General features: G+C 72.3%; 1 pseudogene. It reads right to left on the bottom strand.

Annotated elements, in window-relative coordinates:
• A pseudogene (locus MKD49_RS26060) lies at positions 1 to 260 on the bottom strand (MFS transporter); the annotation flags it as partial.

Here is a 260-nt window from a genome sequence, read left to right as displayed (position 1 = left end):
GGATGAAGAACCCGAAGCCCAGCCCCACCAGGCACATCAGCCCGGAGAACGCGATCCCGTACTGCGGTCCCACCACGTCCGCCATGAGGGCGGGCAGGATCGCATAGGCAGAGGCCGCGCAGCCGAAGACCCACGGGGCGGAGGGCGCCACCACGAACCAGAAGCGGTGCTGCCGGGTGGCCGGGATCTTCAGGTCCGCCAGCAGCGGCCCGTGTGGGGGCGTGGCGCGCCGGGTCTCGGGAGCGCCGGCCACCAGGAAC

The organism is Herbaspirillum sp. WGmk3, from assembly GCF_023952535.1.
In the GTDB taxonomy this organism is placed as follows: domain Bacteria; phylum Pseudomonadota; class Gammaproteobacteria; order Burkholderiales; family Burkholderiaceae_D; genus Herbaspirillum; species Herbaspirillum huttiense.
This window is presented reverse-complemented; position numbering and strand designations above follow the sequence as displayed.